Below are 241 nucleotides of genomic sequence, written 5' to 3' on the forward strand. Positions count from 1 at the left end.
GACCTGTACACCAGCCCGCTGCCGCAATACGATGCAGACTATTCGACAGGAATCATTGCGACTGCCAATTCCCGCACCGCCCGACAGGAGGAAGTTGTTGGCGTCTCCGACGCCGTGCTGGATGATCTGTGCGCCGGAGACACACTCACCCTCGCCACCGGCTTCTTCAATTCGCGCATCCCCTGCACGCTGAAAACGGGGTGCGATCAGGTGTGCTCCTCCGGAAAGATCTCTGACATGG

Annotated in this window: 1 pseudogene; it reads left to right on the forward strand. The window is 59.8% G+C overall.

Features of this window, described 5'->3' with window-relative positions:
• A pseudogene (locus tag KVT37_RS32720) lies at positions 1-241 on the forward strand (FMN-dependent NADH-azoreductase); the annotation flags it as partial.

This window comes from Mesorhizobium sp. GbtcB19 (assembly GCF_019091085.1).
Classification (GTDB): Bacteria; Pseudomonadota; Alphaproteobacteria; order Rhizobiales; family Rhizobiaceae; genus Mesorhizobium.